The organism is Micromonospora chersina (genome assembly GCF_900091475.1).
Lineage (GTDB): Bacteria > Actinomycetota > Actinomycetes > Mycobacteriales > Micromonosporaceae > Micromonospora > Micromonospora chersina.
Genome location: NZ_FMIB01000002.1, coordinates 3,126,416 through 3,149,471, shown reverse-complemented (window position 1 = coordinate 3,149,471; position 23,056 = coordinate 3,126,416). Strand labels below are relative to the sequence as shown.

Sequence of the window (23,056 nt, the reverse complement as noted above, 5' to 3'; positions counted from 1 at the left end):
CATCGACGAGGCGTTGGCCCTCACTTCCCGGGCGATCCGCGTGAACGTGCCCTGGCCTTGGCCGCGCGCCCTGCTCTGCCGCACCGAACGCCGCCCCTACCCGTGCCGTCGGGCATGCTGGGGCCACGCAGCGCTCGAATCCGCCGGCCCTATGGCAGACCAGCTCGGGGGCCCGGCGTGACGGAAGCGCAGTTCCGAGAGGTGGCCGCCCGCTGGCTCAGCCTCATTGCGGCTGACGCCGAGCTGTCCCCGTACCTGATGGGCGTGGACTGGGACCGGCTGAAGGCGCACGTCGCGCGGACGCTGACCACCGGGGAGGAACTGCCGAACCTCGGCTGGCCGGAGGCCCAGCACCGCCGCGCCACCGACTACCTGACCGGAGCCGTGAGCCGACCGCCCTTCTGGGAACAGGTCGAGGACCGCTGTCCCGGCCTGCTACCCGAGCGGGACGGCCCGCTCGTCGAGGCCACGCTGCGTCAGCTCACGCGCGAGGACAGTCGACCCAACAAGCTGGCGCTGCTCAGCGTGCTCGGCCGCGCATACCGCCGCTACGGCCTGCGACCGGAGCACGGGGGAGTCATCGACGACGTACTGCGGACCAGGGTGCCGTGGCGAGAAGTCGAGCGGGCCGCCCGCCGCGCGGGGGACGGCCCCGCCTGGTGGCCGGCGGAGGTCATCGACCACGACCGGGCCGCCGACGGCGTCGGCGTTCTCACCGTACGGCCATGGCGGCGGCTGCTCTGGCGGCCCGGCCAGGCGCTGCCGGTCTGCACGCCGCGCCACCCGGGCCGATGGCGCTGGTACTGCCCGGCGAACGCGCCGCGCCCGGACGGCACGGTCGAGCTGCATGTCCGCGCGGTCCGCGGCGGCGCCGTCTCCACCAGCCTGGTCCGCGAGGTACGCCCCGGCGAACTCCTACACCTCGGCCCACCCGCGGACGCCGGCCTGCACCTGGGCGAAGGCCGGGACCTGCTGCTGATCGCCGGCGGCACCGGCCTGGCCCCGCTGCGCGCCCTGGTCGAGCAGGTCGCCGCGGCCCCGGGCGGCCGGCGGGTCACGCTGGTCGTCGGGGCCCGATCGGTGGAGAGCCTGTACGACGCGATCACCCTCGACAAGCTGCGCCACGACTGGCTGAGCATTGTGCCGGCGTTCTCCCACGACCTCTGTGCGGAGCCGGCCGAGCAAGGCGACGCGCTGACCGTCGGCCTCTACCACCACCGTCCCGGTCAGCACGTCTACGTCTGCGGGCCCCCGCTGATGCTGGCCGGTGCGCGGCTGCGGCTGCTCGCCGCCGGCGTGCCCGCAGATCACCTGCACCTGCCGAACCGGATCCCGTGGCGATGACGGTCTACCGCAGCCGCCACGCCCTGGCCGGCCCGCTCACTCCGAACCGGATCGCCGCCCTGCGGATCCCCACGGCCCGAAGGGGTTACCGGCCCGAGGACGTGGACGCGCTGCTGCACCGGCTCGCCTTTGAGCTGCAGCGCCGTACGCAGGAGCGGGACGAAGCGCGCCACGAAGGCCAGCGAATCAGAGGCGCCCTCCGCTCCTGGCAGTCCGCCCGAAGCCACCAAAACGGATCGAAATAGCAATTTCCCTGGATGTTCGCATCACACAGGCATCTTGAACTTCAAGCCGATTTGGACGATTGACAGGCGAGGAGGCCCCTGATGCCCCATTCACATTCGTGGCGACGCCAGCTCGCCGCGATCACCGCCCTCGCCCTGCTCGCCGCCCCCTTGACTGTTCCCACCGGCCCCGCCGCCGCCCGGCAGGGCGGATATGAAGCCCTCATCCGCCGCGCCTCCTACGGCGTCCCCCACATCACCGCCCGCGACTTCGGCAGCCTCGGCTTCGGTGTCGGCTACGCCCAGGCCGAGGACAACATCTGCCTCATCGCCGAGAACGTCGTGACCGTCCGCGCCCAACGCACCCGATGGTTCGGCCCCACGGGCGAGGACGGCAGCAACATCACCAGCGATCTGTTCCACCAGAAGGCCATCGACGACAGGACCGTCGAGCGGCTGCTCACCGGCCGCCGCGACGGCATCCACTCACCGTCGCAGGAGGTCCGTGACCAGGTCCGCGGCTTCGCCGCCGGATACAACGCCTACCTGCGCCGCACCGGCCCGGCCCGCCTCACCGACCCGGCCTGCGCCGGCAAGCCATGGGTACTTCCGATCACCGACCTGGACGTCTGGCGCGTTCACTGGACGACCATGGTCCGGGCGGGCTCAGGAGCCCTCGCGGACGGTATCATCGCCGCCGCCCCTCCCACGACAAGCACAGCTGCCGCCTCATCCCCGGCGAGTGCGCCAATCGCCCGTGCTGCCGTCCCGCCCGCAGGGAGCACCGCACCCCGTCAGGCCGCCCCCAAGCGAGACACCACAGCCGAGCCGGCAACCCGGGCCACGACGGAGATAGCTGGCCAGCTCCCCGCACCGAAGGCCACCGCCGTGGTGAAGGCACGCGACGGTGCGCCGGCCGGGTTGGGCAGCAACGCGTACGGCCTCGGTAGCGACGCCACCGTCAGCGGCGCCGGGATGCTGCTGGCCAACCCGCACTTCCCGTGGGACGGCCCGGAACGGTTCTACCGGATGCACCTCAAGGTGCCCGGCCGCTACGACGTCGAGGGCGCCGCCCTGGTCGGCGACCCGCTCATCGAGATCGGCCACAACGGCCGGCTCGCCTGGAGCCACACCGTCTCCACGGCCCGCCGCTTCGTCTGGCACCGGCTCACCCTCGTCCCCGGCGACCCGACCAGCTACCTCTACGACGGCCGACCCCGGAAGATGACCGCCCGGACGGTCACCCTCCAAAAACCAAGCACGACCCGCACCCTCTACGACACCCACTTCGGCCCCGTCGTGCTGGTACCCGACGTCTTCGACTGGACCGCCGACACCGCGTACGCCATCTCCGACCCCAACGCGGCCAGCCTCCGGCCTTGGACGGCTGGCTCGCGATGGGACGGGCCCGGTCCGTGCCGCAGCTACGGAAAGAGCTGGACCGGCGGCAGTTCCTGCCGTGGGTCAACGTGATCGCCGCCGACCGCTCCGGCGCTGCCCTCTACGCCGACCACTCGGTCGTGCCCCGGGTCACCGACCGGCTCGCCGCCACCTGCATCCCGCCCGCCTGGCGCGACCTCTACGCCACCAGCGGCCAGGCCGTCCTCGACGGCTCCCGGTCCCGCTGCGCGCTGGGCCGCGACCCGGAGGCCGCGCTGCCCGGCATCCTCGGCCCGGGGCACCTGCCCACGCTCGTCCGCCGCGATTACGTGACGAACTCCAACGACAGCTACTGGCTGGCCAACCCGGCCCACCCGCTGACCGGCTTCCCGCGCGTCATCGGCGACGAGCGGACCGAGCGCAGCCTGCGTACCCGCCTCGGCGTGGACCAGGTCCAACGGCGCTTGGCCGGCAGCGACGGCCTTCCCGGCACCCGCTTCACGGTCGACCGGCTGTGGGCGGTCACGCTCGGCAATCGGACGTACGCCGGCGAGCTGGTCCGCGACGACCTCGTGCGACTCTGCACAGCGCACCCGATCGCGGCCGCGAGTGACGGCACCCGGACCGACCTGACCGCGGCATGCCGGGCGTTGCGCGGCTGGGACCTGCGGGTCGACCTGGACAGCCGGGGGGCGCACCTGTTCAGCGAGTTCACCCTGGCCGGCGGGCTGCGCTTCGCCGACCGCTTCGACCCGGCCGCGCCGCTCACCACCCCGCGTCGCTTGGCCGTCGACGACCCGAGGGTACGCATCGCACTGGCCGACGCCGTCCGCCGACTGGCCGGCATCCCTCTCGATGCCCGCCTCGGTGACCTCCAGACCGAGCCGCGTGGCGGCCGGCGGATTCCGATCCACGGCGGCCGTCCGGAGCCGGGGGCGTTCAACATGGCCGTCGACATGCTGGTGCCCGGGGTCGGCTACCCGAAGGTGCGGCACGGCACCTCGTACCTCATGGCCGTCGAGCTGGGTCCGGACGGGCCGTCGGGCCGGCAGCTGCTCACCTACTCGCAGTCGGCCAACCCGAACTCGCCCTGGTACGCCGACCAGACCACGCTCTACTCCCGCAAGGGCTGGGACACGATCAAGTTCACCGAGCGACAGCTTCGTGCCGACCCGAACCTGGTCAGCTACCGGGTGGGCAGCATCCGTGCCCAGGACTGAGGCGTGACTCATGCGCCCGGCACCACCGGATTCTCGCGGTGGTCCGGCTCGGCGCCTCGGCGTGATACCGCCACCTGCCCGGGCGGGACACCGCGGGGGCCGGTGCCGCCAATAGCGTTCGGGTGACCGGTCAACGATCGAGGAGGATGCGTGAGCCAGCCACCCAGTCCGGCGCTCCCCGGCGAGCCGAAACCCGTGACCGTGCACATCGAGAAATGGCGTGCCGCGCTTCCGCCGGATGCCTGGCCCGACGGTTTTCCGGAGGTCGGGTCGGTGTGGCGGCGGGACGTGTTCACCGTTGCCGAGGCGTGGCGCGCCGGAGAGGCGAGCCCGCGGCAGTTGCTGAGCGCGGTGCTCATGTGGGGCTACGGCCCGATCGGATACGGCCCGTGGCGCGCCGCGCGGTCGCTGGAGGGCGACCCGGACGGCAAGCGCCTGTTGCACACGCTCGAGGGGCTGCGCACGCCAGCCCTGGACGAGGACGCCCTGCGGACCGCCTACCAGCGCTTGCGTGACCCGAAGGAGTCGCGGCTGCCGCGGCTCGGCCCCAACCTTTTCACCAAGCTGCTCTATTTCGCCGGCTACCGGCGCGGCGCGCCGGGCCGGCAACCGCTCATCCTCGACAGCGTCGTCCGGCGCCGGCTGCCCGTCGAGGCCGGTGTGCGACGCGAGTCCGGGTGGGTGTCGGAGGAGTGGCTCGCCTACCTGGGCTGGGCGGCGGATCAGGCGCACCGCCGGGGCATCGAGCCCGACGAGGTGGAGATGGCGCTGTTCCACGACCGCTGGGGCTGACCGGGGGAGCGCCGAGCGGACGGACCCTGCTCCCGGCAGCGGTAGCCGCAGCGGCAGCGACGCCGGCACTGGCCCGGGACCGGGATTGGCACTGGCACTGGCACCTGGACCGGCACCGGCCCGCCTGGTGGCGGGGCGAGTGGGAATCGCAAAGCCTCCGGGCTGGCCCTCACCCAGTTTCGACCTAGCCGGCCCGGCTTTGCGCATCTGATTCCGGATCGCGTCCCACCCGGGCCGATGGTGGCGGAGTGTGGGGTTCGCATCGGCTGACGCCGCGGCGGTTTGGTGCTCGTGCCGGCGGGAAGCTTGCGGATTTGCCACCACGAGGAGAGGAAATCCCATGACATCGACCAGCCTCCCCGGCGGGACGTTCAGCCTGGGGGACCTGACGGTCACCCGGATGGGTTACGGCGCCATGCAGCTGGCCGGACCGCACGTCTTCGGCCCGCCAGCCGACCGTGCCGCTGCCGTGGCCGTGCTGCGCGAGGCCGTCGGCCTCGGCATCAACCACATCGACACGGCCGACTACTACGGCCCGTACGTCACCAACGAGATCATCCGCGAGGCCCTGCACCCGTATCCGGATGACCTGCACATCGTCACCAAGGTCGGGGCGCTGCGCGACGCCGAGGGCAACTGGCCACCGGCCCTCGCGCCGGAGCAACTACGCCAGGCCGTCCACGACAACCTGAACCGCCTGGGCCTCGACGTGCTCGACGTGGTCAACCTGCGCGTCGGCGGGTTCGACCGGCCCACCCCCGGCTCGGTCGAGGAGCCGTTCACGGTCCTCGCCGAGCTGCAGCAGCAGGGGCTGATCAAGCACCTCGGGCTCAGCACCGTCAACGCCGAGCAGGTCGCCGAGGCGCAGTCCATTGCACCGGTGGTGTGCGTGCAGAACTTCTACAACATCGCCAACCGCGACGACGACCCGCTCATCGATTCCCTCGCGGCGCAGGGCATCGCCTACGTGCCCTACTTTCCCCTCGGCGGCTTCACCCCGCTGCAGTCCGAGGAGCTGCAGGCCGTCGCCGCCCGCCTGGAGGCCACCCCGCTGGCGGTCGCGCTGGCATGGCTGCTGCACCGGTCCCCGAATATCCTGCTCATTCCGGGCACCTCCTCCGTCGCGCACCTGCGCGAGAACGTCGCCGCCGCCGCGCTGGCCCTCCCCGAGGACGCCCTGACCGAACTGAACACCATCGACTGACCGGCCACGCCGGACCCCGCCCGCCACCGACCGAGACCCCGTGCTTGGGGCAGCGGACGGGCCGAAGCCCGGCCCGAGACGCTCCGCGTCGGGCAGCGGACGGGCCGAAGCCCGGGCCCGAGACGCTCCGCGTCGGGCAGCGGACGGCCCGCAGCCCGGGCCCGAGACCCTCCGCGTCGGGCAGCGGACGGGCCGAAGCCCGAGCCTGAGGCCCTCCGCGTCGGGCAGGGGACGGGCCGAAGCCCGAGCCCGAGACCCTGCACGTAGGGCAGCGGAGGAGCCGCAGCTCGAGCCCGAGCCTGCTAACACCACCCCGGGGTGAGCGCTCAGCCGATCGCCCTCGCGATCAGCGGGATGCCCTCGCGGTAGGTCGGCACCCCCGGAGCCCAGCCCAGCTCGCGCTTGGCCTTGGCATTGGAGACGCGCATCGACGTGGTCATCATGGCGTGCGCGTACGGGATGGGCCGCAGCATCCAGCTCGGGACCCGCCACGGCCGGCGCGCCCCGAACGCGGCCGCGAGCGTGTCCAGGTAGTCGCCCCAGCGCACCGGCTCGTCGTCGACGATGTTGTACGCCTGCCCGGCCCGCCCCTTCTCGAGCCCGGCCACCGTCGCCGCGGCGGCGTCGTCCAGGTAGATGAAGTTGGCGAAGCCACCGGATGAGGGCACTGGCAACCGGCGCTTGCGCACCAGGTTGACCATCATGTTCGTCATGCGGTCGTGCCCGTAGAAGAACCCGTAGCGCAGCGCGACGCCCTCCATCTCGTCGGCCGAGAACACCTGCTTTTCGGTGGAGCCCATGGCCGCGACGGCCTCCCCGAGCTTGCCGCCCACGGGTTCGGCGAACGGGTCGTCCTCGGTGATCACACGCGGCCCGTGGTCGCGGTAGCCGTACCCGAGCACGATCGACTGGGTGACGAAGCGGTGGGCGCCGACCGCCCGGGCCGCTGCGAGCAGGTTGGCCGTGCCGGTGGTACGCAGGGCGTTCGTGCCCTGGAGCGCCTCGCCCATCTTCGTGGTGCCCAGCGCCGTCAACTCGTGGACGACCGCGTCGGCCCGCACGTCCCGTACGGCGGCGAGCAGGTTCTCGCGGTCCAGCACGTCGGCCACCACCGCCTCGGCGCCGGCGCTGCGCAGCCGCTCGGCGTTGGACTGGCTGCGGCTGATGCCGACCACCTGGTGGCCGGCGGCGAGAAGTTGCCGGGTGAGGGGCGTACCGATCGCGCCCGAGGCGCCGGCGAGCAGGACTCTCATGGCTTCGGTCCCTTCCTGTGGGTCTCACCCCTCTGGACGGATCACCGGTCCGGCGTGTGATGACCTGGCGGTGTGTCGCCCCGCACAGCCGTCGTCGACCCATGAAATGCGTGGTGCCCGGCGAAAACGGGTTCGCGGCGTGCATAGGATCGGGTCATGGGCCGGACCTTCGACATCATCTCCCCGCCGCGCTCCTGAGCGGGGCGCCTTCGCTCATCGTGTCCAGCCGGTGTCGGCTGGACGCGCGGTTCACCCAGCGCTGAGTCCGGCCCGCCCCGCTTCCGCGACCCCAACTTCTTCTCGTCGCAGGAGCGATTTCCTCATGCTTGTCTCCGAAAAACCGGTGGTTGCCGCCCGAGGCTCCGCCACCGGCCTGTGGTCGCTTGTCCTCGCCGGCGTGCTGTGGGGCACCGGTGGCCCCACCGGCGGCCTGCTCGCCCACCAAACGGGGCTGTCACCGCTGGCGGTGGCGTCCTACCGGCTCGCCGTTGCGGGCCTGCTCGTCATCGGCTGGCTCTGCCTGGCGCGGAAGCCGCTGCCCCGCAGCCGGGAAGCCTGGTCTCGGATCACCGTGAACGCACTGCTCGCCGCGGTTTTCCAGGCCAGCTTCTTCGCAGCGGTGTCACTGACCAACGTCAGCCTCGCCACCCTGCTCACCATCGGTGCCTCACCAGCGCTGGTTCTGGCCGCGGAGCGGGTCGCCGGACGGCGGCGGGTCGGCGCGTCGAGGCTCGCCGCGGTGGCGCTGGCCGTGGCCGGTCTGGTCCTGCTCGTCGGCACCCCGGCCGGCGGTATCACCACGACCGGCGCGCTCGCCGGGGGCGGACTCGCGTTGCTGGCGGCCGCTGGCTTCGCCGCGCTGACGGTGATCGGCACCCGGCCTGTCGCCGGTCTCGACGATCTCACCGCCACCGGCGTGAGCTTCGCCATCGGTGGGGCCGTGCTCGCCGCCGCGTCCACACTGACGTCCGGCATGAGCTTCGTCCCGACCCCGACGTCCGTGGGGTTGCTGCTCCTGCTGGGCGCCGTGCCGACCGCGACGGCGTACGCCCTGTACTTCCGCGGCCTGCGCACCACCCCGGCCAGTACGGCCGCGCTGATCGCGCTGCTGGAACCACTCGTCGCCACACTCCTGGCCACCCTGTTCCTCGGCGATCGCCTGAGCGCGGCCGGGCTCGTCGGCGCCGGGCTGATCACCATCGCCATCGTGCTGAACACCCGCGGGCACCGCTGACACAAAAGGGGCCGGGCAGGATCGACACGACCTGCCCGGGCTCCGCGTGTCAGGGAGGCCGGCGCTTTCGTCAGAAGCAGCGATCCGTCGTGGCCGCCTGCGGCCGGCGCTTCCGCGAGAAGCAGCGATCCCTCGTGGCCGCGTTCGGATCCGCTCAGGCAACTGCCCTGGTGTGCCCGAGGGTCGGCTCGTCGTCCCAGGCCAGTGAGCTGAGCTTCCAGCCCGACGGGGTCCTGACGAACTGGGTCGTCTTCACGCCCCGCCCCTCGAACCACTCGCCGTTGAGGTAGCCCGACTTGCGGTACTCGCTGAACCGGTGGGCGATCGAGCCGTAGATCTCGGTGGTCTCCGAGGTCTCCCACTCCCGGAACTCGGTCAGCGTCCCGTCGGTGAGGATCTTCTCGCGAGGTTCGACGAACTGGCGCAGGTCGTAGACGACCGGGGTCTCGCCGACGGTGCTGATGATCATCCCTTCGGAGATGAACACCTCCTCTATCGCCCCGATGTTCGGCTTGGCGCCGCCCGGGTTGGCGAAGGCACCCAGGAAGGTGGCCATCAGGCCGTCGAGTTCGGCCTTCACCTCCGAAGCCTTCACCTTCGCGGACATGCCCCTGGCCGCGAGGCCGGACTGGCCGGCGCGGCGGGCCCGCCACTCGTCGGCCAGCACGGACCAGATGTCGAGATCGATCCGTCCGCCTTCGCCGTCCGGGTAGTTCTGGCGCAGCGTTCCGTCGCGGCTCATTCCCAGCCGCCGGGCGACCGCGATGCTGCGCGCGTTGCGGGAGTTGGTGCGCCACTCGACGCGGGCGATGCCGCGTTCCTCGACGGCCCAGTCGATGATCCGCTCCGCGGCGCGGGTGATCAGCCCGTGGCCCTGTGCGCCGGGCTCCAGCCAGCAGCCCGCCTCGGCGACGCCCGACGCGGTGTCGAAGGAGACGAACATGACGCCGCCGACCAGGCGGCCGTCCCGCCAGATGCCCCAGATGCCGCCGCTGTCCTGGGTGCGCTTGTCCGCGTAGCGCCGCAGGACCGCGCGGGCCCCGTCGAGGTCGCGGGCGACGAACGCGGGTGAGACCCACGGCAGGATGTGCTCGCGCGCCCGGTCCAGGTGGTCGAGGAACTCCTCGGCGTGCCAGGGCTCCAGCGGGCGCAGCACGGCCGAGTCGGTGAGGGGCAACGCGAACATCACAACCTCCGTACATAACAAACGTTTGGCAGGTACGCTAACAGGCCATGACCCCCGCACGCACCGACCACGACTCCCGCAGACAGGACGTCTCGGAGGCGGTCTGGCAGGTCCTGGCCGAGCACGGCTTCGGCGGCCTCACCATGCGCGCCGTCGCGGCGGCCCTGGGCTCCTCGACCGGACTGGTCACCCACTACTTCGCGGGCAAGCGCGAGCTGATCGCCCACGCCCTCGACATCCTCGAGGTACGCACCGCGCAGCGCCCCCGGCAGGCCGCTCCCGCACCCGGACTGGCGGCGCTGCGCACGCAGATGGTCAACATCCTCCCGCTGACTCCCGACGCGGTGGCGATGAACCGGATCTGGGTCGGCTCCTGGGACGTCGCCCTGTCGGATCCGGACCTGTTCGCCGCCCAGACCCTTCGCTACGAACGCGTCCGGGCCGGGCTGCGCGCGTCCATCGAGGACGCCCAGCGGCTGGGCGAGCTTGCCGACGGTGACCCGGGCCGGCTCGCGACGACCGTGCTGGCGTTCACGCACGGCCTGGTGGTCCAGGCGCTGTTCGACCCGGACCGGCTGCCGGCCGCGACACAGACCCGACTCGTCGACGACTTCCTCGCCGCGCTCACCCGCTGAAGACGCCCCGGCACCGAGGGATCGAAGGACCAGGGGGCGCTACCGCTGACGGACCCGGCTCGTATGGTGGCGGGACGCGGCAGTCGGCTCGGGGAGGGTGGTCCATGCTCGCGGAACTCGCAGCCCCACCGGCCGTCGCGGCCGAGCGGGTGATCACCGCCGTCCTGGCCGACCTGCGCTCCGGCGACCACCGGGGCGTGGTGGTCGACTCGCCGCCCGGCGCCGGGAAATCCACCCTCGTGGTCCGCGCCGCCGTCGAGCTGGCCGCCGCCGGCGAGCCGCTGATCATCGTGGCGCAGACCAACGAGCAGGTCGACGACCTCATTGACCGGCTCGCCCGCAAAGCCCCCGAGCTGCGCATCGGCCGGCTCTCCGCCACCGACTACCAGCCCACCGACCGGGTGAAGGGCCACGAGACGGTCCGGGTCGCGGCAAAGGTCGCCGACCTCGGTGGTCCGGCCGTCGTCATCGGTACGGCCGCCAAGTGGGCCACCGTCGCCGAGGGCGTGTGGCCGTGGGCGATTGTCGACGAGGCGTACCAGATGCGGTCGGACGCGCTGCTGCGCGTGGCCGGGCGGTTCGAGCGGGCACTGTTCGTGGGCGACCCGGGGCAGCTCGACCCGTTCTCGACCGTGGAGACCGCGCGGTGGACCGGGCTGACCTGGGATCCGATGCAGTCGGCGGTGGCCACCCTGCTGCGGCACAACCCCGAGCTGCCCGTGCACCGGTTGCCGGTGTCGTGGCGGCTGCCCGCCACCGCCGCGCCGGTGGTGGCCGCCGCGTTCTACCCGTTCACCGGGTTCCGCGCCGGCACCGGGCCGGCCGACCGGGCGCTCACCTTCACCGAGCCCGGGCCGGGCGACCGCTTCGACGCGACCGTTGAGGTGGCGGCCGCCGCTGGCTGGGCGCTGCACGAACTGCCCGCCCGGCACACGCTGCGTACCGATGGAGAGGCCGCCGTGGCCTGCGCCGCCCTCGCCCTGCGATTCCTGGACCGGAAACCGGTCGGGATCTCCGAGCATGCGCCCGGCGGCGCGCCGGTGACCGCGGACCGGATCGCCGTCGGGGCCGCGCACCGCGACCAGGTGGCGGCCATCCGGTCGCACCTGGGCGCGGCCGGCGCGGGCATCACCGTCGACACCGCCAACCGGCTCCAGGGCCGGGAGTACGACGTGACGATCGTGCTGCACCCCCTCTCGGGGCGGCGGGACGCGACCGCCTTCCACCTGGAGTCGGGACGGCTCTGCGTGCTGGCGTCGCGGCACCGGCACGCGTGCGTGGTGGTGGCGCGGGCCGGGATCACCGAACTGCTGGACGCCCACCCGTCGACCGAGCGGGTGCACCTGGACGTGCCGGTGAAGTTCCCGGACGGCTGGGAGGCCAACCACACCATGCTGGCCCATCTCGCCGCGCACCACGCCCGCTGACCACGCCCCCTACTTGCCGTGCGGGTCGGCGGCGTTGAGGGTGGCGACGACCTGGTCGTAGTCGCCGCGCGCCTCGCCGTAGCGGAGGAATTTCACCCGCTCGACCTGGATCTCCCGGGCGTCGGGCTGCGCCTCGATCAGCGCGACGACCTCGCTGACGAACTCGTCGAGCGGCATGGCGAACTCGCTGGTCTCCTGTCCGGGCATCAGCGCGGTACGGACCGCCGGCGGCTCAAGCTCCACGACCTTGACGCTCGTGTCCGCCAGCTGCAGCCGCAGCGACTCGCTGAGCATGTGGATCGCGGCCTTCGACGCGTTGTAGCTGGGGGTGACCTTGAGCGGAGTGAACGCCAGGCCCGAGGAGACCGTCATGATCGTGGCGTCCGGCTGCGCCCGCAGGTGCTCGATGAACGCGGCGATGAGGCGGATCGGGCCGAGCAGGTTGGTGGTCACGGTCGCCTCGGCCGAGTCCAGGAACGACTCGGGCCGGTGCCAGTCCTCGACGCGCATGATGCCCGCCATGGTGACCAGGACGTTGAGGTCCGGGTGCTTCGCCAGCACCTGCGCGGCCGCCGAGGCGATGCTCGCGGGGTCCGCCGTGTCGATCGTGACGGTGTCGATGTCGGGGTGCTCCGCGGCGACCTTCTCGAGCAGGTCGGTACGCCGGCCGCCGATGATCACCGTGTTGCCCCTGGCCTTGAGGGCGAGGGCGAGGGCGAGGCCGATCCCGCTCGTGGAGCCGGGGACGAAGATGGTGTTTCCGGAAATGTTCATGCGTCGAGCCTGGCCTACCGGTGCGGTCCGGGGGCAGAGACCGCTTATCGGGGGATCGGCAATCCCTGGTTGGGCCGCACGACCGGCGGATACTGGGATCATGGACCGCGCAGCCCTGGCCGACTTCCTCCGCCGCCGCCGTGAGGCGTTGCAGCCCGGGGACGTCGGGCTGGCCGCCGGCGTCCGCCGCCGCGCCCCGGGGCTGCGGCGCGAGGAGGTGGCCGCGCTGGCCACCATGTCGACCGACTACTACACCCGGCTGGAGCAGCAGCGCGGCCCGCAGCCGAGCCCGCAGTTGCTCGCCGCGCTGGCCCGGGCGCTGCGGCTGACCGGCGACGAGCGCGACTACCTGTTCCGGGTGGCGGGGCACAACCCGCCGGCCTCGGTGTCCGCGGCGACGCACGTCTCCCCGGCGCTGCTGCGGGTGCTCGACCGGCTGGCGGACACCCCGGCGCTCATCCTGTCCAACCTCGGCGAGACCCTCGTGCAGAACCGGATGGCCGAGGCGCTGTTCGGGGACCGGTCGGGCCACACGGGGCTGGCCCGCAGCGAGATCTACCGGTGGTTCACCGACCCGGCGGAGCGGAGCCGCTACCCCGAGGAGGACCGCGACCGGCAGAGCCGCGCCCAGGTCGCCAACCTGCGCGCCGCGTACGGGTCGATGGGGCCGCAGTCGCGGGCCGGTGAGCTGGTGCGGGCGCTGCAGAAGGCCAGCCCGGAGTTCGCCGAGCTGTGGGAGCGGCACGAGGTGGCCCAGCGCTTCGCGGACCACAAGACGCTGATCCACCCCGAGCTGGGGCCGATCGAGCTGGACTGCCAGGTGCTGTTCACCGAGGACCAGTCCCAGGCCCTGCTCGTGCTCACCGCGCCGCCGCGCAGCGAGGGCGACGAGAAGCTGCGGCTGCTGGCCGTGCTGGGGCATGAGCGCTTCCCGGCCAGCACTTAGACGAGACGGATCAGTTGGGCTCGATCAGGAGCCGGGCGTAGTTCGCCATCGACCGCTGGTAGCGCGGCAAATGCCTGGCCAGTGCCCCGACGGCGATTGAGACCGCCTCCCGCTCCCGGCCGACGCTGGTCAGCGCCAGCGCGAGCGTCGCGCTGACCGCGTCGTCGAGCTCGTCGGAGCCGCGCTCGCGCTCCTCGGTCAGCAGCCGGACGCTCTCCTCGGGCTGCCCGGTGTTCCGCAGGGAGCTGGACATCTGGATCACCGCGCGCCGGCGACGGATGCCGTCGATGCCCCGCTCCAGTGCCCTGCGGTAGAGCGGCACCGCCTTGTCCGAATGACCTGTCGAGTCCCAGGCGCAGGCCCGCTCGAACGCCGCCACCGGATGATCCGGCCCCAACTCGTCGGCGAGCACGTCGACCCGCTCGCGGAACTCCTCCTCGTCCCAGCCGTCGGGTGCGGCGTTGAAGGCCGCCCACAGGTCCGCGCTGCGCTGCTCCCAGTCGGCGCTCGGGTTCATCGTCGTTCTCCTCGTGATCGTCGGTTCGGACGGGAGACACTCTGCGAGCGCTGGTACCGTCGCCGCGAGTGATTCGGCGCAGGCCGAATCTTCCTCCCGAAGGCGGTGCGGATGGCGATCACGCTGCGGTTCGGTGCCGCCGACCTGCTGCACTGTCGCTTCGCCGTCTCGCCCATGCTCGAGACGCTGTCCGCGGTGCGCCTGCTCTCCCCGCACGAGGGCGTCGGCCCCCACCGCCGCTGGCTCGACACCCTCGACACGCGGGGGCTCGACCTGCGACCGATCGCCCTGCTGCAGCCGCGTCGCGGCTACACCCCCGACTTCCTCTCGCCGCCTCCGGTCAGCCCACACGCCCGGTTCCAGGACGAGCTCGCGGCCGTGGCGGCCACCGACCATGATCGGGTACGCGCGGAGGTGCGCCGGTCACTGGCGGACACCCCGGGGGCGGCCGAGTCGTCGACCGGACGCCTCCTGCTGGGCGATCCGGCCGTTGTTCTCCAGACGCTGGTGTCACTCGTGACGCAGGCGTGGGAGGTCCTGATCGAACCGGTCTGGCCGCACGTACGCGGACTGCTCGATGCCGATGTGGGCTTCCAGACCCGACGTCTCGCCGAAGGCGGCCTGGACCGGTTGTTCGCCGAGCTGCATCCACGACTGCGCTGGAACAACGGCGTGCTGACCCGCGAGTACGGCGACGACGAGCATCGCGATCTGCGCGGCGAGGGGCTTGCCCTGGTGCCCAGCGCCTTCAAGTGGGATCAGGTCGTGGTCATCGTGGACCCGCCGTGGCAGCCCACAGTGATCTATCCGGCGCGAGGGCTCGGCACGCTCTGGCAGCCGCTGTCCACCGATCGGCATGCGGCTCTGGGACGGCTGATCGGCAGAACCCGGGCGGCGCTGCTGTTCAGCCTCGACGAGCCCACCAGCACGACGACGCTGGCCCACCGCCACGCGCTGGCGGCCGGGACGGTGTCCGAGCATCTGTCGGTGCTGCGCGACGCCGGGTTCGTCGCCGGGGAACGACACCGGCACGAGATCCGCTATCGGCGTACACCCCTCGGCGAAGCCGCGCTCGGTTAGCGCGTGTCCACCAGCCGCCAGCTAGGGCTGGAACTCGGCGCGGGTCCGGGGCAGCCACTGAGGGTGCTGCTCGCGGATGTACTTCATGAGGCCCTCGCGCAGGTCGCAGCGGAGATCCCAGCTGCTCGGCCCGTCCGCGGCCGAGACGCGCACCTGGAGTTCCAGCGTCTGCGGGGTGACGTCGACCACCTGGAGCACCCAGAGGGCCCGGTCCCACAGCGGTGACTCCTCGACCAGCCGGCGCGCCTCGCGCCGGATCTGCTCCACGTCCGCCGTGTAGTCGACGTGCACCCGCAACTCGCCAACCACGCGGGACTCGTGTCGCGTCCAGTTCTGGAAGGGGCGGTCGGTGAAGTGGGTGGTCGGCAGGATGAGTCGACGCTCGTCCCACATTCGGATCACGACGCTGGTCAGCTTCACCTCCTCGACGCGACCCCACGCGTCGTCGACCACCACCACGTCGTCGACGTGGATCGCGTCGGTGAACGCGATCTGCAGGCCCGCGAAGGCGTTGGACAGCGACGTGCGGGCGGCCACGCCGATGAGCACGCCGATCACGCCCGCGGAGGTCACCAGGGACACTCCGACGACGCGTATCTGCTGGTAGCTCATCAGGGCGACGGCGATCGCGGCCAGCGTCACGAGCACGGCCGTCACGCCCCGGATCATCCGGATCTGGGTACGGGCCCGCCGGTGCTGCCGGTTCGCCGTCGGCTCGTGGGACAGGCGCCCCAACGCCAGGCCCTCGGTGACCTGGAGGAATCTGATCACCAGCCAGGCGCAGGCCGCCGCGAACGCCAGCAGCAGCCCGTGCCGGAACGCCGCCAACCACTCGTACCGCCGGCCGGGGACCGAGGCGAACAGCGCCCCGACCACCAGGACCACCACCGCGGGACGGCGGCACGCCTCGTACACCGGTTTGATGATCCACCCGTAGCGGGTGCGGCACGCCCACCGGAAGAACAGCCCGGCGAGCCAGGCCACGAGCAGGGCGGCGACGACCCAGGCCACGACGGTCAGCAGCGCGCGCATGCGTCCCCCCGAACCTGCCCCGATACCCGACATCACGCGACGACCGCCGCCCGGCTGGCCGTCGTGGGACGGCGACCCGGCCGGGCGACCCGGATACCCGGGAGGATCCGGGTGAAACGGGCCGGCGGGCGTGACCGGTCACCCGGCCTACGCCCGCCGGCCGGCGCTCACGGCGTGGCGAGCGCCTCGGTCGGTGCGAGCCGCGCCGCGCGGATCGCCGGGTAGAGGCCGGCGAGGGCCCCGATCAGCAGGGTCGCGCCGATCCCGCCGCCCAACACCCAGGGCGGCACCACCGCCGGCCAGGACCGGGAGAACGCATAGCCCGCCGTGACCGCGCCGCCCAGCAGGACCCCGCCCAGCCCGCCGAGGGCGGACAGCAGCAGCGACTCGGCCAGGAACTGGGTGCGGACCTGCCCGCGGGTGGCCCCGAGCGACCGGCGCAGGCCGATCTCCGGGCGCCGCTCCAGCACCGAGATCACCATGGTGTTGGCCACCCCGACGCCACCCACCAGCAGGGCGACCGCGCCGAGGCCGAGCAGCAGCCCGGTGAACGCCTCGTCGGTGGCCTGCTTCGCCGCGAGCGCGTCGGAGGGCCGTGCCACCTTCACCTCGTTCGGCGCCTCCGGGTTCGCCGTGGCGGCGAGCACCGCGCGTACCGCCTCGACAGCGGTCTCCGACGTCCGGGTGTAGACCGTGGTCGGGTGCCCGTCGAAGTCGAGGTACGAGCGCGCGGCGTCCCAGCCGACAAGCGCGGACAGGTCCAGCTCCGGCGCGAGCGGCGCGGGCGCCAGGATGCCCACCACGGTGAACAGGCGCCCGCCGAGCTGGATCCGCACGTCCGGCCCGGCGGCGCCGATGCCGAGCCGCTGGGCCGTGGTGGCGCCGAGCACCACCGCCGGGTAGTGGGCGGTGGCGGCGTTCAGCCAGGTGCCGCTGACCACCTCCAGCCCTACCGTGTCACGCAGCTCCAGACCAGCGGCGCGGGCCGCGATCCCGCCGCTCTCACTCCGGGAGATCAGGTCCGAGCGGTACACCCGCGCGTCGGCCAGCAGCCCGGTGGCGGCCACCTCCCGCACCGGCCCGATCCGCCCGATCATCGCCACCGACTCCGTCGGGAGCTGGGCGTCGTCGCCGAAGAGCGTGTTGCCCGGGCCGACGGTGAGCAGGTTGGTGCCGAGTTCGGCAAGCGTGCGGTCCAGCTCCGCCCGGGACGACGCCGAGATCCCCACCACCGACACCATGGCGGCGATCCCGATCGCGATGCCCAGCGCCGACAGGAAGGCCCGCAGCGGTCGGGTGCGCAGCCCGACACCGCCGACCCGCAGGACGTCCCGGGGGCGGAGCCGGGCGGGCGTCAGCCGGACCGGCCCGCTCATGCCGGCACCCCCGCGGGGCGGTGGTCGGCCACGATCCGGCCGTCCCGCATCTGGACCCGCCGGGGCAGCCCGGCCGCGACCTCCAGGTCGTGGGTGATCACCACGATGGTGGTCCCGGTCGCGTGCAGGTCCCGCAGCAGCGCCAGCACCCCGGCGCCGGACGCCGAGTCCAGGTTGCCGGTCGGCTCGTCCGCCAGCAGCAGCGCGGGCGCCCCCACCACCGCGCGGGCGATCGCCACCCGCTGCCGCTCGCCGCCGGACAGCTCGTGCGGCCGGTGGTCGAGGCGGTGCCCCAGCCCCACCCGGGCCAGCGCGGCCTCCGCGCGCCGCCGCCGCTCCCGAAGGGGTACGCCCGCGTAGAGCAGCCCGTCGGCGACGTTGTCCCGCACCGGCACGTTCGGGGCGAGGTGGAACTGCTGGAAGACGAAGCCGATCCGGGTGGACCGCAGCGCGGAGAGCTGCCGGTCGGCGAGCGCGGCCACGTCGTGCCCGTCGATGCGTACCCGGCCGGTGGTCGGCCGGTCCAGGGTGCCGATCAGGTGCAGCATTGTGGACTTGCCCGACCCGGAGGGGCCGACGATGGCGACCAGCTCGCCGCGCCGGACCGTCAGCGACACCCCGTCCAGGGCCCGTACGCCGCCCGGGTAGACCTTGGTCACCTCGGTCAGCTCGACGACCGCCTCGCCGGTCACGTCGGCATCCCCACGGTCGCCCCCTCGGTGAGCCCCGCGCCGGAGACCTCCACCCGGCCGGCGGCGAACAGGCCGGTCTCCACCGCGACGATCCGGGTGGTGCTGCCCTCGACGAGCTGCACGCCGTAGCCGCCCTCGGCCAGCGCGAGCAGCGCGGCGACCGGCACGGTGAGCACGTCGCGGCGCTCGGCGGCGGTGAACGCGACAGTGGCCGAGGCCTGGTCGAAGCCGGTCAGCGCCTTGGGGTCGGCCACCGTCACGGTGACCTCGATCTTCGTCTCCGGGTCGCCCTGGCCGCCCGCCCCGCCGTCGGCGCCGGGCTCGATCACCGTTTCCGTCGCGGCGACGGTGCCGGCGACCTCCTTGCCGTCGGGTAGCGAGACGGTCACCTTGGTGCCCTTCTTCGCCAGCCGCTCGTCGTCGACGTCGAGGGACACGGTCACCACCCGGGTGGTGCCGGTCCAGCTGAGCACCGCCTGGCCCGGCTGGGCCGGGTCGCCGGGTTCCGCCTCGTGGCTCTCCACCCGCACCGCGCCGTCGGCGTAGACCACCCGGCCCAGCTCGACCCGGCCGGTCTCGGGCAGGCCGAGGTCCTCCTGCCAGTCCCGGACGGCATCGGCGGTGGCCGAGGTGTACTCGTCGTCGACGGTTAACCCGGAGTAGCCGAGCGCCTTGAGGTTCCGCTCGAACTGCCGCACGTCGTCGCCGGACACGCCGGGACCCAGGGTCCGGTACGCCGGCAGCTTTCCGTACAGCAGCACGACCTTGGCGTCGTCGACCGTGAACAGCGGCTTGCCCCGGGTCACCTGGCTGCCGGTGGCGGCCAGCCAGGTGACCGTGCCGCCGGTGCGCGGCGCCGCGCTGTGGCTGGTGCCGTAGCCGAGTTCCCCGTCGAAGCTCTCGGCGTCGACAAGGGTCTGCCGGGTGACCGGGGTGGTCGCCGGCGGCAGGCCCCCGCTGGCCGCCGTACCCCCGTCGCGGCCACCGGAGGCCACCACGGCCGTGACGCCCGCCGCGGCGGCGACCACCACCGCCGAGGCCACCACCAGCGGGGTACGCGCCCGGCGGCGGCGACGGCTGCGCCCGGCGCTCGCCGGCACGACGGCCGGCGGGGTGGCGGTGGTCGCCTCGGCCGGCGCGGTGGTGCCCGCCGTCACGGGGCCACAGTTGTTCGCGACTGCGGGGCTCGCGAAACCCGGCTCACTCCTCGCGCTCACGAGGTCCTCTTCATCAGCAGCGGCGTGTCGCCCTCGCGGCACTTCTCCAGCGCGGCCCGCGTGGTCGGGTTCTCCGGGTCGATGCCGGCGCCGGCCTTCAGCTCGATGCTGCCGTCCGGGCCCGGGTCCGGGAAGTCCGGCACGCCGTTCTCCCGCATGCACCGGGCCAGCTTGCGCACCTGCTCCACCTGCTCGGGGTCGAGCTTGAGCGCCTTGCCGCCGTTGGGCATGAAGCTCCGGCACTGCTCCATGGCCGCCTCGACCTTCGCCTTGTCGGTCCCGGCGGGCATCCGGATGCGGAAGCCGCCGCCCTCACCGGGCTCCGGGTCGGGGAAGTCCGGCACCCCGTTCTCCCGCATGCACTTGGCGAACTCGCGCTGCCGGTCCTCGTCGCTGACCGGGGCGACGCTGGCGCTGGGCGACGCGCCACCCGCACCGCCGCCGGCCGTGGCCACCCGCTCCCCGTCCGGGTCGGCACCCGCGCAACCGGCGGCCGCCAGACCCAGGAGCAGGGGCAGGACGAGCAGTGTGCCCGACATTCGTCGGCGCATGGCACAACTCCTTCCCTCCGGCCGGCGCCGATCGCCGGCCGTATACGGACGAGTCGACCGCAGCGGCGGTATCCCGGGCGTAACCGCCGGCGTTAACGCCGCCGTTATCCGCGGGCGCGGCACCATGGGGGACGTGCGAGTGCTTGTGGTCGAGGACGAGACGCTGCTGGCCGACTCCATCGCGGAGTGGCTGCGCCGGGAGGCGTTCGCCGTGGACGTCGCGTACGACGGGGACGCGGCGCTGGAACGGCTCGGCGTCACCGACTACGACGTCGTGGTGCTCGACCGGGACCTGCCGGTGGTCCACGGCGACGACGTGTGCCGGGCGGTGGTGGACAGCGGCACCGAGACCCGGGTGCTCATGCTGACCGCCGCCGCGGCGGTCCGGGAACGGGTGGCGGGGCTGGCCCTCGGCGCCGACGACTACCTGGTCAAACCGTTCGCGCTGGTGGAGCTGTCCGCCCGGGTGCACGCGCTGGCCCGGCGGGCCCGGCCGGCGGCCCCGCCGAAGCTGAGCCGGGCCGGCATCGTGGTCGACCCGGCCCGCCGGGAGGTCTACCGCGACGGCCGGTACGTCGCGCTGTCCCGCAAGGAGTTCGCGGTGCTGGCGGAGCTGGTGCGGGCCGGCGGGGCGGTGGTCTCCGCCGAGGAGCTGCTGGACCGGGCCTGGGACGAGCACATCGACCCGTTCACCAACGTGGTGCGGGTGACAGTGATGAAGCTGCGCCGCAAGCTCGGCGACCCGCAGGTGGTCGAGACGGTGCCGGGAGTGGGGTATCAGATCCGGTGAAACGACTGACCATCCGGGCGCGCCTGACCCTGGTGTACGGCGGGCTCCTGCTGCTCGCCGGCGTGGTCCTGCTCGCCGTCACGTACGTGCTGGTGGACCAGCGGATGCGGGAGCCGCTGACGGGTGTGCGGGCGCAGGTCGTCCAGAACCCGTTCGGCGCGCTGCCCGGCGTGGGTGCGGCCGACCAGCTGCGGATCCTGATCCAGGAGGCCCAGGACGAGGCGAAGCGGAACGCGCTGGAGTCGCTGCTCACCCAGGGCGGCGTGGCGCTCCTGCTGATCTCGGTGGTCGCCGTCGGCTTCGGCTGGCTGATCGCCGGGCGGGCGTTGCAGCCGCTGCACCAGATCACCGGCACCGCGCGGCGGATCGCGGCCGCTGACGCCGGCGGCCGGGGGCTGCACGAGCGGATCGCGCTGCGGGGGCCACGCGACGAGGTGAGGGAACTGGCCGACACCTTCGACCTCATGCTGGAGCGGCTCGACCGGTCCTTCGACGGCCAGCGGCGGTTCGTGGCGAACGCGTCCCACGAGCTGCGTACCCCGCTCGCGCTCAACCGGTCGCTGCTGGAGGTGGCCATGTCCCGGCCGGGCGCCTCCGCCGAACTGCGGCAGCTCGGGGAGACCCTCATGGCGGTCAACGAACGCCACGAGCGGCTCATCGACGGGCTGCTCACCCTGGCCGACTCGGAGCAGCGGGTGGTCGACCGTACCCCGGTCGACCTCGCCGACATCGCCGGCCACCTCCTCGACCAGGTGGCCGGCACGCCGGAGCTGACCGTACGCCGGCGGCTCGCGCCCGCCACCACGGCCGGTGACCCGGTGCTGCTGGAGCGGCTGACGCAGAACCTGGTGGAGAACGCGGTCCGGCACAACCTGCCGGCCGGGGGCGAGATCGACGTGAGCACCGGCACCGTCGACGGCCGTGCCACCCTGGTCGTGGCCAACACCGGACCCGTGGTGCCCGGCTACGAGATCGAGACGATCTTCCAGCCGTTCCGGCGGCTGCACCACGACCGGGTGGCCGCACCTCGGCGCAACGGCGCGCCGGACCGGGCGGGTGCCGGACGGGGCTTCGGGCTGGGCCTGTCGATCGTGCGGGCGGTGGCGCAGGCGCACGGCGGTGCCGTGCACGCCCAACCCCGCGAGGGCGGCGGGCTCGTCGTGACGGTGATCCTGCCTTCCCTGGTCGGGGCCGTTCCCGGTCACCTGGCGCGGGCGGTGCCCGCCCCGGCGCGCGGCTGACGCGCCGCGCCGCCCGGCGTCGTTCGGGCCGGCCGCCGCGGGTATGCCACCTCGCCGAGCCGGGAGCACGGCGTGAATGCGGTGCGGGGGTGGCACAGGAATGATGATTCACGCCGCCGGGGATTCCCGGCTTTCGTGTCGGTCTCCCGTCACGCGCAGTGTTCATCTGATTCGTCTCGGTCGATAGCGTCGGTGCACTGCCGTCGACGAAAGGCCGACGATGAACGACAACCCGTACCCCCTCTCGCGCCGGCGGCTGCTCGCCGGCGCGGCGGCGGCCTCGGCGGTCACCGTGACCGGCGTGGCCGTCGCCCCGACCGCCACCGCGGCGACCCCCGTCCGCGCCACCACCCCGCTGGTCGCCCGGGACCGGATAGCCACCGCCGCGCTGCGTGCTCCCGATGGCACCGCGGCGGCGGTCCGCTTCCAGGCCGACTTCCACGCCCGGCTGGCCGCCTGGCTGGCCTTCTGGTCGGCGAACTCACCCCGCGCCTGGAGCGCTCCCGTCCACGTGGTCGGCCGGGTCGCGCCGGCCGGCGACGCCCTCACCCTGCACGCGATCCGCTACCGGCGCGACGACGAACTGCGCGCCGGCTTCGCGGCGGGGCGGCGGGACGCCAGCCACGCGGCGACCCTGGCCAGCCTGCACCACCACTTCCCGAGCGTGCGCGTCCTGCCGGACGGGACGGTCCGGGTCGGCGACGGGCCCGCCGGCTTCACCGGCGCGCCGGGGCAGGTCGCGTTCGCGGTCGCGGCCTGCCGGGAGCTGTGGGGCGACGACGACGCCACCGCGGCCCGCTGGGCCGAGCACGCCGGACGGGCGCTCGCCCGGGCCGGGCAGCCGGCCCACGCCGCCTCGCACGCCGGCTGGGCGGCCTTCACCCGGATCAGCCTGCGCCGCGGGCTGGGCACCGAATCGTACGAGTGACCGGAGGTAGCAC

19 protein-coding genes and 2 pseudogenes are annotated in these 23,056 nt (G+C 73.2%); 12 read left to right on the top strand and 9 right to left on the bottom strand.

The window, feature by feature from the left end:
- The first annotated feature begins 177 nt into the window (after positions 1-177).
- The 4 genes and pseudogenes from GA0070603_RS14355 to GA0070603_RS14330 all read left to right on the top strand — a co-directional run bounded on the left by GA0070603_RS14355 (position 178) and on the right by GA0070603_RS14330 (position 6,164).
- On the top strand, positions 178-1,344 hold the full coding sequence (locus tag GA0070603_RS14355; protein ID WP_091313201.1) for an FAD-binding oxidoreductase: 1,167 nt from the start codon (positions 178-180) through the stop codon (positions 1,342-1,344).
- 326 nt (positions 1,345-1,670) lie between these two features.
- Positions 1,671-4,168: pseudogene (locus GA0070603_RS32650) on the top strand (acylase).
- A gap of 150 nt (positions 4,169-4,318) precedes the next feature.
- Positions 4,319-4,960, top strand: a complete 642-nt coding sequence (locus GA0070603_RS14335; RefSeq protein ID WP_139131873.1) for an 8-oxoguanine DNA glycosylase OGG fold protein — start codon at positions 4,319-4,321, stop codon at positions 4,958-4,960.
- 340 nt (positions 4,961-5,300) lie between these two features.
- A complete protein-coding gene (locus tag GA0070603_RS14330) occupies positions 5,301-6,164 on the top strand; it encodes an aldo/keto reductase family oxidoreductase (RefSeq protein WP_091313185.1) in 864 nt (287 codons plus the stop codon).
- Between the two features lie 326 nt (positions 6,165-6,490).
- On the opposite strand, the gene GA0070603_RS14325 is transcribed toward GA0070603_RS14330, so the two are convergent.
- A complete protein-coding gene (locus tag GA0070603_RS14325) occupies positions 6,491-7,417 on the bottom strand; it encodes an NAD-dependent epimerase/dehydratase family protein (protein WP_091313181.1) in 927 nt (308 codons plus the stop codon).
- 343 nt (positions 7,418-7,760) lie between these two features.
- Here GA0070603_RS14325 and GA0070603_RS14320 point away from each other — a divergent pair, with 343 nt between their 5' ends.
- The gene (locus tag GA0070603_RS14320; protein ID WP_244282524.1) at positions 7,761-8,651 is read left to right on the top strand and encodes a DMT family transporter; all 891 of its coding nucleotides are present in this window, start codon (positions 7,761-7,763) and stop codon (positions 8,649-8,651) included.
- A 637-nt stretch (positions 8,652-9,288) separates the two neighbouring features.
- Here the strand turns inward: GA0070603_RS14320 and GA0070603_RS32035 are convergent.
- Positions 9,289-9,837 (bottom strand): annotated as a pseudogene (locus GA0070603_RS32035) (GNAT family N-acetyltransferase); the annotation flags it as partial.
- Between the two features lie 47 nt (positions 9,838-9,884).
- Here GA0070603_RS32035 and GA0070603_RS14310 point away from each other — a divergent pair.
- On the top strand, positions 9,885-10,472 hold the full coding sequence (locus GA0070603_RS14310) for a TetR/AcrR family transcriptional regulator (protein ID WP_091313174.1): 588 nt from the start codon (positions 9,885-9,887) through the stop codon (positions 10,470-10,472).
- 104 nt (positions 10,473-10,576) lie between these two features.
- A complete protein-coding gene (locus GA0070603_RS14305; protein WP_091313170.1) occupies positions 10,577-11,899 on the top strand; it encodes an AAA domain-containing protein in 1,323 nt (440 codons plus the stop codon).
- A gap of 9 nt (positions 11,900-11,908) precedes the next feature.
- Here the strand turns inward: GA0070603_RS14305 and GA0070603_RS14300 are convergent, their stop codons facing one another.
- Positions 11,909-12,673: an SDR family oxidoreductase gene (locus GA0070603_RS14300; RefSeq protein ID WP_091313166.1), complete on the bottom strand. Its 765-nt coding sequence runs from the start codon at positions 12,671-12,673 to the stop codon at positions 11,909-11,911.
- Positions 12,674-12,773: 100 nt separating this feature from the next.
- Between GA0070603_RS14300 and GA0070603_RS14295 the strand changes: the two genes are divergently transcribed.
- Positions 12,774-13,619, top strand: coding sequence for a helix-turn-helix transcriptional regulator (locus GA0070603_RS14295; protein WP_091313161.1), 846 nt, complete (start codon positions 12,774-12,776; stop codon positions 13,617-13,619).
- A 10-nt stretch (positions 13,620-13,629) separates the two neighbouring features.
- Here the strand turns inward: GA0070603_RS14295 and GA0070603_RS14290 are convergent, their stop codons facing one another.
- A complete protein-coding gene (locus tag GA0070603_RS14290) occupies positions 13,630-14,136 on the bottom strand; it encodes a tetratricopeptide repeat protein (RefSeq protein WP_091313157.1) in 507 nt (168 codons plus the stop codon).
- Between the two features lie 111 nt (positions 14,137-14,247).
- Between GA0070603_RS14290 and GA0070603_RS14285 the strand changes: the two genes are divergently transcribed.
- Entirely contained in the window at positions 14,248-15,216 is a 969-nt protein-coding gene (locus GA0070603_RS14285) for an ArsR/SmtB family transcription factor (protein ID WP_091313153.1), read from the top strand.
- 21 nt (positions 15,217-15,237) lie between these two features.
- Here GA0070603_RS14285 and GA0070603_RS14280 read toward each other — a convergent pair whose 3' ends face one another.
- From GA0070603_RS14280 to GA0070603_RS14260, 5 genes are all read right to left on the bottom strand, one after another.
- Positions 15,238-16,248: a mechanosensitive ion channel family protein gene (locus GA0070603_RS14280; RefSeq protein ID WP_091313149.1), complete on the bottom strand. Its 1,011-nt coding sequence runs from the start codon at positions 16,246-16,248 to the stop codon at positions 15,238-15,240.
- Between the two features lie 167 nt (positions 16,249-16,415).
- Positions 16,416-17,624 carry an ABC transporter permease gene (locus tag GA0070603_RS14275; protein WP_091313146.1) on the bottom strand — a complete coding sequence of 403 codons (1,209 nt, stop codon included), beginning with the start codon at positions 17,622-17,624 and terminating at the stop codon, positions 16,416-16,418.
- Positions 17,621-18,316, bottom strand: a complete 696-nt coding sequence (locus GA0070603_RS14270) for an ABC transporter ATP-binding protein (protein WP_091313143.1) — start codon at positions 18,314-18,316, stop codon at positions 17,621-17,623. Before GA0070603_RS14270 ends, GA0070603_RS14275 begins: the two co-directional genes overlap by 4 nt.
- On the bottom strand, positions 18,313-19,365 hold the full coding sequence (locus GA0070603_RS14265; protein WP_208863037.1) for an efflux RND transporter periplasmic adaptor subunit: 1,053 nt from the start codon (positions 19,363-19,365) through the stop codon (positions 18,313-18,315). The genes GA0070603_RS14270 and GA0070603_RS14265 overlap by 4 nt, the downstream gene beginning before the upstream one ends.
- Positions 19,366-19,529: 164 nt before the next feature.
- On the bottom strand, positions 19,530-20,084 hold the full coding sequence (locus GA0070603_RS14260; protein WP_091313140.1) for a hypothetical protein: 555 nt from the start codon (positions 20,082-20,084) through the stop codon (positions 19,530-19,532).
- 133 nt (positions 20,085-20,217) lie between these two features.
- On the opposite strand from GA0070603_RS14260, the gene GA0070603_RS14255 reads away from it, so the two are divergent.
- The 3 genes from GA0070603_RS14255 (at position 20,218) to GA0070603_RS14245 (ending at position 23,043) form a co-directional block, all read left to right on the top strand.
- A complete protein-coding gene (locus GA0070603_RS14255) occupies positions 20,218-20,874 on the top strand; it encodes a response regulator transcription factor (RefSeq protein WP_208862880.1) in 657 nt (218 codons plus the stop codon).
- Positions 20,871-22,115: a sensor histidine kinase gene (locus GA0070603_RS14250; protein ID WP_091313134.1), complete on the top strand. Its 1,245-nt coding sequence runs from the start codon at positions 20,871-20,873 to the stop codon at positions 22,113-22,115. Before GA0070603_RS14255 ends, GA0070603_RS14250 begins: the two co-directional genes overlap by 4 nt.
- Before the next feature lie 220 nt (positions 22,116-22,335).
- Positions 22,336-23,043, top strand: a complete 708-nt coding sequence (locus tag GA0070603_RS14245; protein ID WP_091313131.1) for a hypothetical protein — start codon at positions 22,336-22,338, stop codon at positions 23,041-23,043.
- Positions 23,044-23,056: the final 13 nt, after the last annotated feature.

Coding starts and splice junctions, on each gene's coding strand:
- GA0070603_RS14285 (WP_091313153.1), top strand. CDS start 14,248: ATGGCGATCACGCTGCGGTTCGGTGCCGCCGACCTGCTGCACTGTCGC.
- GA0070603_RS14310 (WP_091313174.1), top strand. CDS start 9,885: ATGACCCCCGCACGCACCGACCACGACTCCCGCAGACAGGACGTCTCG.
- GA0070603_RS14305 (WP_091313170.1), top strand. CDS start 10,577: ATGCTCGCGGAACTCGCAGCCCCACCGGCCGTCGCGGCCGAGCGGGTG.
- GA0070603_RS14325 (WP_091313181.1), bottom strand. CDS start 7,417: ATGAGAGTCCTGCTCGCCGGCGCCTCGGGCGCGATCGGTACGCCCCTC.
- GA0070603_RS14330 (WP_091313185.1), top strand. CDS start 5,301: ATGACATCGACCAGCCTCCCCGGCGGGACGTTCAGCCTGGGGGACCTG.
- GA0070603_RS14245 (WP_091313131.1), top strand. CDS start 22,336: ATGAACGACAACCCGTACCCCCTCTCGCGCCGGCGGCTGCTCGCCGGC.
- GA0070603_RS14300 (WP_091313166.1), bottom strand. CDS start 12,673: ATGAACATTTCCGGAAACACCATCTTCGTCCCCGGCTCCACGAGCGGG.
- GA0070603_RS14295 (WP_091313161.1), top strand. CDS start 12,774: ATGGACCGCGCAGCCCTGGCCGACTTCCTCCGCCGCCGCCGTGAGGCG.
- GA0070603_RS14290 (WP_091313157.1), bottom strand. CDS start 14,136: ATGAACCCGAGCGCCGACTGGGAGCAGCGCAGCGCGGACCTGTGGGCG.
- GA0070603_RS14275 (WP_091313146.1), bottom strand. CDS start 17,624: ATGAGCGGGCCGGTCCGGCTGACGCCCGCCCGGCTCCGCCCCCGGGAC.
- GA0070603_RS14260 (WP_091313140.1), bottom strand. CDS start 20,084: ATGCGCCGACGAATGTCGGGCACACTGCTCGTCCTGCCCCTGCTCCTG.
- GA0070603_RS14280 (WP_091313149.1), bottom strand. CDS start 16,248: ATGCGCGCGCTGCTGACCGTCGTGGCCTGGGTCGTCGCCGCCCTGCTC.